The organism is Nevskiales bacterium, assembly GCA_035574475.1.
Lineage (GTDB): Bacteria > Pseudomonadota > Gammaproteobacteria > Nevskiales > DATLYR01 > DATLYR01.
Genome location: DATLYR010000230.1, coordinates 1 through 7,189 on the forward strand (window position 1 = coordinate 1; position 7,189 = coordinate 7,189).

Sequence of the window (7,189 nt, forward strand, 5' to 3'; positions counted from 1 at the left end):
GGCGGCGGCTGGCGCCAGCCCGCCGTACACCTTGGGCTGGCGTGCGCCGGCGCGCAGCACCTCATAGACCAGGAAATTGATGGCGCGGTCGCGGTACTGGAAGGCGCTGCCGACCAGCTTCAGCCGGCGGTCATTGACCACCGTCACCTGCTCGTCTGGTTCCGCACCGAAGCGCACGCGCATGGTGAGGCGGATATCGAGCGGCTTTTTCTCGCGATGGCGAAAAAGTCTGGCCATTGCACCCTCCGGGATCCATCCACTCCCATGATAGACGGCGCGCCAAGCCTCGTCTAACCTCCGCGCAGCATCGCCGGAGGCCGCATGAAAAACGCCGACCACCGCGTCGTCTTCGCGCATGGCATGGAAAGCGCCCCCTGGGGCACCAAGATCACCGCCCTGGCCGCGGTCGCGCGCGCCAAGGGTTTCGAGCCGGAAAGCCCGGACTTCCGTCATACGATGGACTTCGACGAGCGCGTGCGGCACCTGCTGGCACTGAACCCGCGCTGCAACGGCAAGCTGGTGCTGGCCGGCTCCAGCATGGGCGGCTACGTGGTCGCCCACGCCTGTGCACAGCTCAAGCCCGCGGGGCTGTTCCTGATGGCGCCGGCGCTGTATTTCGAAGGCTACGACGCGGAACCGCAGCACTGCCCTGAGCTGACCTGTATCGTGCACGGCTGGAAGGATGACGTGGTGCCGGTGGAGCGTGCCTTGCGCTTTGCACGCGGCCGCCGGGCCGACCTGCACCTGCTCGACAGCGGCCACACGCTCAACGACCGCATCCCGACGCTGGAGAAAATTTTCGCGGACTTCCTCGATCGGGTGCTGGCGGCCTAGTATGGTGTCCCGTAAATATATTTGTCATTCCGGACAAGCCCGCGAAGCGGGCGCGATCCGGAATCCAGAGCCTTTTCAAGGTCGGCGCCATGCCGCCGACGGATACCGGCTTTCACCGGTATGACGCCGTATAGCCGTATAGGTACTTGCGGGACACCACACGAGCAGGCACTTGAAAAACACCAGCAAGCAAGGTCGTGCGGCAGGCGAGGTCCCGGCAGGGCCACTTTCAGAGCGTGCGGCGACCACGCCCGCGACCCAGAGACCTGCGCAGCAGGCGTTTGAGTGGGAGCGGGCGAGGCGCGGGTCCCGCACCCACTGCTTCGCAGGCACCGTGTCCCGCCGCCATGTCGCTGCCCGAGCACGTCATGGATGAGGCTTTTGCGTCTCTGAAAGGGGCCCTGCCGGGGCCGAAGCCAGGGATCAACGGTCTAGGCGTTTTTCAACAGCCTGTCAGCGCAGCGCTTCCACACATTCGCGGATCAGCGCCGGACCGCGATAGATGAAGCCGGTATAGATTTGCACCAGCGCCGCGCCGGCCGCGCGCTTGGCGGCAGCGTCCGCACCACTGAGGATGCCACCCACGCCGATGATCGGCAGCTCCCCCGCCAGCAGCCCATGCAGCCGGCGGATCACCTCGGTCGAGCGCGCGCACAATGGCGCACCGCTCAGCCCGCCGCTCTCCTTTGCCAGCGGCTCGGCTTCGAGCCCGGCGCGCGACACCGTCGTGTTGGTGGCAATCACGGCGTCGGCACGGTGCCGGCGCAGCGCCCCGGCCACCACCTGCAGCTGCGCATCGTCCATGTCGGGCGCGATCTTCACCGCCAGCGGCACGTAGCGGCCATGGCGGTCGGCCAGGCGCGCCTGCGCCTGCTTGAGCCGCGCCAGCAGGTCGTCCAGCGCCTCGCCCTTCTGCAGCTCGCGCAGCCCCTGGGTGTTGGGCGAGGAAATATTCACCGTGACGTAACTCGCCACGGGATAGACCTTGTCCAGGCAATGCAGGTAGTCGTCGCCGGCGCGCGCCAGCGGCGTGTCGAAGTTCTTGCCGATATTGATGCCAAGAATGCCGCGGTAGCGGGCGGCGCGAACCCTGGCGAGCAGCGCATCCACGCCATGGTTGTTGAAGCCCAGCCGGTTGATCAGCGCCTGCCGGGACTCGATGCGGAACAGGCGCGGCTTCGGGTTGCCGGGCTGCGGGCGCGGCGTCACCGTGCCCACCTCGACGAAACCGAAGCCTAACGCGGCCCAGGCGTCGATGCACTCGCCGTTCTTGTCCAGGCCGGCGGCCAGCCCGACCGGGTTGGGAAAATCCAGCCCCATCACATGGCAGGGCGCGGACGGCCTGCGCCCGGCCAGCAGGCCGGCCGGGCGCGGGAAACGGCTCAAGAGCGCGATCGTGAGTTCGTGCGCGGTCTCGGCGTCTAGACGGAACAGCCCGGCGCGCGCCAGGGCATACAGCCGCTCAGGCGACATGGCGGCCCGCATCCGTTCCGGAAGGAGACTGCAGGCCGTGCAGCTGCCGCAGCACGCGCTGCAGTGCGTAGCGCCGTTGCAGCCCTGGCAGGGGCAGCTTCTCCAGCACGCGCTCGCGCAGCCGGCGCACCCGCACGTCGAGCTTGTCGCGGGTCAGCATCCAGGGGAAGCGGCCCAGACCCACGAACAAGTCGCGCCACAGCGCATAGCGGCTGCCGCCGCCTTCATACAGCGACGCGAAGGAACCCGCGGCCGCGAACAGCGAGCGTGACAGGTGCAGATAGTCGCTGCGCAGCACGACCCCCAGGTGCTGAGTGTTGGACATCAGTTGCAGAACCGTCTGACCGCGCCGATGCAGCCCGCGCCAGCCCTCACGCGCCAACAGCCACAGAAAATTCGAGCGTCGCAGGGTCACGACGCGCTTCTTGCGCAGGGTTTCCTGCAGCAGTGCGCGGATCTCGTCGCGCCGCAGGGCATTGGCCTGCGGCTGGGTGCTGATCTCGATCAGCGCGTCCGCCAGCCGGTCCGGGTCGGCCAGCACCGCCCCGATCAGGTAGCGCCACACCGGCAGCCATTTGCCGGCCAGCTGCACCGAGTTGCCCCAATCGATCAGATACAGGTCACCATTGCCGTCCACCATGATGTTGCCGGGGTGCAGGTCGCCATGGCACTCGCCATAGAAAAAGATGTGGTACAGCACCGTGTACAGGAAACGTTGCGACAGGCGGCGCTGGAAACGGCGGCGCTTGCGTGCCGGCAGGCGCTCGAGCGCGCGCGTCAGACTCAGGGCATCGCCGAGGTATTCCATCTCCAGGATGCGGTGCGAGGCGTGGTACAGCGCGGGCACGCGCCACACCACGCTGTCGCGGCTGCGCTCGTAGAAGAGCGCCTGGATGCGTGCCTCCTCCTGGAAGTCCAGCTCCTGCTGGAAGCCGGCGATGAATTCATCCACCTGCTCCTGCATCGCGCGCAGGAACGGCGCCAGCTTGCTGTGCGGCGCCCAGTACTGGCTGCTCATGATCGCCAGTCCCAGCACCAGCTTGCCGATGGCGAACTCGCGGTCGATGTTGTGCCGGCCGACCTTGATGATCACCGGCTGCAGCACTTCCTGGCCGTTCACCTTGAAGGGTTTCTTGGCCAGGTAGATCGAACCGACCGAGCCCGAGCGGATGGGTTTGTCGGCGTCGAAGCCCATGTACAGCTTGTCCGGCTCCTGCCCGTAGCACTCCCGGAAGGCCTGCAGCACCTCCTCGCGGCTCATCGGCGGCACGTCCTCGTGGAACACCTCCAGCTCGCGCGCGATTTCCTCCGGCAGGAAGTCGGCGTTGGCCGCGGCGGCCTGTGCCATCTTGACGAAGAAGGGCCCGAACTCGCGCACCATCTGCGCCACGATCTGCGCCTGGGCACGGAAGTCCTTAGGGTCGGCCTGGAAGAAGGGTTTGATGTGGCGCAGCGCACGGATCTGGCGGCGCATGATGGCCACGTCGCGCCGCACGACACCGAGGCGTTTCATCAGCTCGTCGCGCTGCCAGGCACTGAAGCGTCGGCTGGCCTTGAGCAGGTTGAGCAGCTCGACCAGCTGCGGCTCGTAGGTGCGCAGGACCAGCCGCACCATGTCCAGCGTCAGCTCGCCCAGCCCCTTGAGTTCCGGCGAACTGAACAGCTCGTCGAAGAAATTCCAGAACTCGTCCACCACCGCATCCGGCACCTGCACCGGGCTGCGCTCGACCAACTGGTCGATGACGAAGCGGATCAGCTCCTCGGTGGACTGCTCGTTGGGAATGAGTCGCCGGCTGCGCAGGAACTGCGTGGCGCGCTCGGTCTGGCCCACCACCGGGTGGCGGTAAAGCTGCGCGAACAAAAGGTCGAGGGCGCGCCCCAGCTGTTCCCGGGTCACATCGCGCTCGTCGGCCAGCAGGCGCGCCAGCGGCAGCACGCCGCGCGACAGACCGAGGGTTTCACGCAGCAGCGCGCTGAGCTCGTTCAGCAGGCCGGCCGCAGGCCGCGCGACCCGCTTGCGGTGCTTCCGGCTGCGGCCAGGACGGCTGGACACGATTCACCTCGAACGCAAAAAACGCGCGGACGCTGCCGGCGTCCGCGCGCTCACGGTCATGCCGTCCGGCTCAGGCGCCGACCAGGCTCTGACCGCAGACCCGCAGCGTGACGCCGCTGACGCCCGCCGCGCCGGGGCTGGCCATGAAGGTGATCACCTCAGCCACGTCCTGCGGCAGGCCACCCTGAGACAGCGAGTTCAGTCGCCGTCCGACCTCGCGGATGGCGAAGGGGATGGCGGCGGTCATCTGCGTCTCGATGAAGCCCGGCGCCACCGCATTCACGGTGATGCCCTGTCCCGCCACCTCGCGGCTGAGTGCCGCGACATAACCGATCAGGCCAGCCTTCGAGCAGGAATAGTTGGTCTGGCCGGCGTTACCGCCGATGCCGCTGATCGAAGACAGGCACACGATGCGGCCATCCCGGCGCACCAGGGCTTCCTTCAGCAGCAGGTCGTTGATGCGGATGATGGCGGCCAGGTTGATGTTGAGCGTCATGTCCCACCACTCCGGGCTCATGCGCGCGAGGGTCTTGTCGCGCGTCACGCCGGCGTTGTGCACCACGATGTCCACGCCGCCGAAGTCTCGCTTGAGTGTATCGGCAATCCGACGTGGCGCCTCGGCGTCGGTAATGTCGGTGGCCAGGACGCTGCCGCCGATCTTCTCGGCGACCTGCTTGAGATGTTCTTCCTCGGCCGGGCGGTCCAGGCACACGACCCTGGCACCCTCCCGCGCCAGGGTCTCGGCGATGGCCGCGCCGATGCCGCGCGCGGCGCCGGTCACCAGCGCCACTTTGCCTTCCAGCGGTGCGGTCCATCGCGGCTGCGCCTGCGTCTTCGCCAGCGCGCTGACGCGCAGCGCCTGGCCGCTGACGTAGGCCGAGTTCGGCGACAGGAAGAAGCGCAGCGGCCCGGCCAGGCGTTCGTCCGCGCCGGGCTCGACGTACAGCACCTGGGCCGTAATGCCCCTGCGCCCGACCTCTTTGGCCAGGCTGCGGTTGAACCCTTCGATGGCGCGGTTGACCGCGGCCTGCACCGGACTGCCCGCCGCCTCCGGCGGCCGCGCCAGGATCACGGACCGGCCCGAGCCGCCGATCTTGCCGACGCGCGCGTGAAAGAAGTCGTACAGCGTGCGTAGGCCGGCGACGTCTTCGATGCCCGTGGCATCGAAGACCAGCGCGTGCACCCTGGGCGCATCCTCGCCATCGCCATGCGACTGCAGCGTGCAGTTCAGGCTCGCGGCCGCGGCCTGGATCGCAGCGGTGTCGCTGCCGGCAATGGTCGCGATGTCCGCACCCATGCCCTGCAGGGTCTGCAGCACCGTCGGCATCACGCCCTTGCGGGCGCCGGCACCCACGATCACGCTACGGCCACTCAGCGGCTGGTGCGGCCAGGCGCCGCTCGCACGCTCCAGCTGGGGCGGCATGGGGATCGGCAGCCGCAGCGTCGAGATGATCTTGCGTGTGACCGGAGACCTTGTGAATTCAAGAATGAAATCAGACACTTGTAGAATCTCCCTCAGATGGGTTCTAGGCAGTTGCGCAGGCCGATTCTCGCCGTGCCGCGCGCCCCTGATCGAAGGCGACACAGACTAACCGGAATGCCTGGGGATGAAAAGTCGCCGCCGCGTGCAGGACGGCGGGCGCAAATGCCAATCGCCGGTACGTTGTCGCCACCGCGTGCGCAGGCCGTTGACTGGGGCTGGCGAAAGCGCTTGCAAGCCGTTATGGTTAGCGTGTTTTCAAGTCCCGCCGCGAACCTCGGGTTCATCCGTCCCGCGGCGGAGGCGATCACAACGACAACTGAGCTCCTTATCGTAAAGCCCAGAGCAATCCTGCAAGCGGAGGCGTGCGCCCGATGAACAAGAATGCGATCGTGATGACGGCAGTGGTGCTGGTGGTCGCGGCTGGAACCTACTACGGACTCGAGTTGATCGCCGGCAAGCCTAAGCCGGAGGTGCCGACCGTCGGCGAGGCACCGGAAACGGTCACGCCCGCCGATGAAGCCGCCGCCCCGGAAACCCCCGTGGCGGAAAGCGGCGATGTCGCGAGCGAGCCCAGCCCGGAAGCCGTGGCAGAGGCTCCGTCCGCGGAGTCCGCCGCCGATGCGGCGCCGGTCGAAACGCCGGTCGCCCCGCCGCCTGAGGTCGTCGCCGAGCCTGCGCCGGCACCTGCCGCGGAACCTGCTGCGACCGAACCGGCCACCGCGGAAGCACCGCCGGCCGAGTCGGCACCGGCCGAAAGCGCCGCTACCGATGAAACTGCGCCACCAGAGCCGGCCGCGGCGCCCGCGGGCGAGGATCCGGCCGCCATCGCCGCCCAGGCTGCCGAGCAGGCCGCACGCGTGGCTGCCGAGCAGGCGGCGCGCGAGGCCGCGCGGCAGGCGGTCGAGGAAGCACTGAGTCAGGGCCAATGAGAGGGCCGGTTATAGAAAACCACTAAGGCCGTCCGCGTCTCACGGGGGAGACAGATTCAATGGCGAAGAAACCTGGCAATCTTCTGATCAAGCTGGCGGTGCTGATCGCAGTGGCCGCAGCGGTGTTTTTTGCGCTGGACAGCTGGCGCAAGCAGACCAGCGTGCCGCCGGCCGCGGAGCCGACCCCGGCCGAAAGCCCGGCCGCGCCAGCGCTCAGTCGCGAGGAAGCGGAACGCATCGGCACCGAGATCGGCACGCGCATCGGTACCGAGATCGGCACGCAGATCGGCCGCGAAGTCGCCGCGCAGATACTGGCCGAGCGGAAGGCGCAGCTGGCCGCACTGAAGAAACCGGCGGCCCAGCCGAATGCCGCACCGGCGCCGGCGCCAGCACCGACACCCGCGCCGCCCGCCGAGC

At 68.1% G+C, this 7,189-nt stretch carries 7 protein-coding genes; 3 read left to right on the forward strand and 4 right to left on the reverse strand.

The genetic code is table 11. From position 1 onward, the window contains the following. Window positions 1-237: hypothetical protein (locus tag VNJ47_13710; protein ID HXG29891.1), on the reverse strand; the 237-nt coding region annotated here is incomplete at its 3' end. An 84-nt stretch (window positions 238-321) separates the two neighbouring features. Here VNJ47_13710 and VNJ47_13715 point away from each other — a divergent pair. Further along, entirely contained in the window at window positions 322-834 is a 513-nt protein-coding gene (locus tag VNJ47_13715) for an alpha/beta fold hydrolase (GenBank protein HXG29892.1), read from the forward strand. A gap of 453 nt (window positions 835-1,287) precedes the next feature. Here VNJ47_13715 and VNJ47_13720 read toward each other — a convergent pair whose 3' ends face one another. The 3 genes from VNJ47_13720 to VNJ47_13730 all read right to left on the reverse strand — a co-directional run bounded on the left by VNJ47_13720 (window position 1,288) and on the right by VNJ47_13730 (window position 5,861). Then, window positions 1,288-2,307, reverse strand: a complete 1,020-nt coding sequence (locus tag VNJ47_13720) for a quinone-dependent dihydroorotate dehydrogenase (GenBank protein ID HXG29893.1) — start codon at window positions 2,305-2,307, stop codon at window positions 1,288-1,290. Beyond that, complete coding sequence (locus tag VNJ47_13725; GenBank protein HXG29894.1) at window positions 2,297-4,360, reverse strand: AarF/UbiB family protein; 2,064 nt, start codon at window positions 4,358-4,360, stop codon at window positions 2,297-2,299. The genes VNJ47_13720 and VNJ47_13725 overlap by 11 nt, the downstream gene beginning before the upstream one ends. Window positions 4,361-4,430: 70 nt before the next feature. Continuing rightward, window positions 4,431-5,861: a 3-oxoacyl-ACP reductase gene (locus VNJ47_13730; protein ID HXG29895.1), complete on the reverse strand. Its 1,431-nt coding sequence runs from the start codon at window positions 5,859-5,861 to the stop codon at window positions 4,431-4,433. Between the two features lie 353 nt (window positions 5,862-6,214). Between VNJ47_13730 and VNJ47_13735 the strand changes: the two genes are divergently transcribed. Both VNJ47_13735 and VNJ47_13740 read left to right on the forward strand, forming a co-directional pair. Continuing rightward, window positions 6,215-6,772: a hypothetical protein gene (locus tag VNJ47_13735; protein HXG29896.1), complete on the forward strand. Its 558-nt coding sequence runs from the start codon at window positions 6,215-6,217 to the stop codon at window positions 6,770-6,772. A gap of 59 nt (window positions 6,773-6,831) precedes the next feature. After that, a partial coding sequence (locus VNJ47_13740; GenBank protein HXG29897.1) for a hypothetical protein occupies window positions 6,832-7,189 on the forward strand: 358 nt, incomplete at its 3' end.

Bases quoted from the DNA above. Each gene is read 5' to 3' on its own strand.
- VNJ47_13715 (HXG29892.1), top strand. From the start codon at position 322: ATGAAAAACGCCGACCACCGCGTCGTCTTCGCGCATGGCATGGAAAGC.
- VNJ47_13720 (HXG29893.1), bottom strand. From the start codon at position 2,307: ATGTCGCCTGAGCGGCTGTATGCCCTGGCGCGCGCCGGGCTGTTCCGT.
- VNJ47_13735 (HXG29896.1), top strand. From the start codon at position 6,215: ATGAACAAGAATGCGATCGTGATGACGGCAGTGGTGCTGGTGGTCGCG.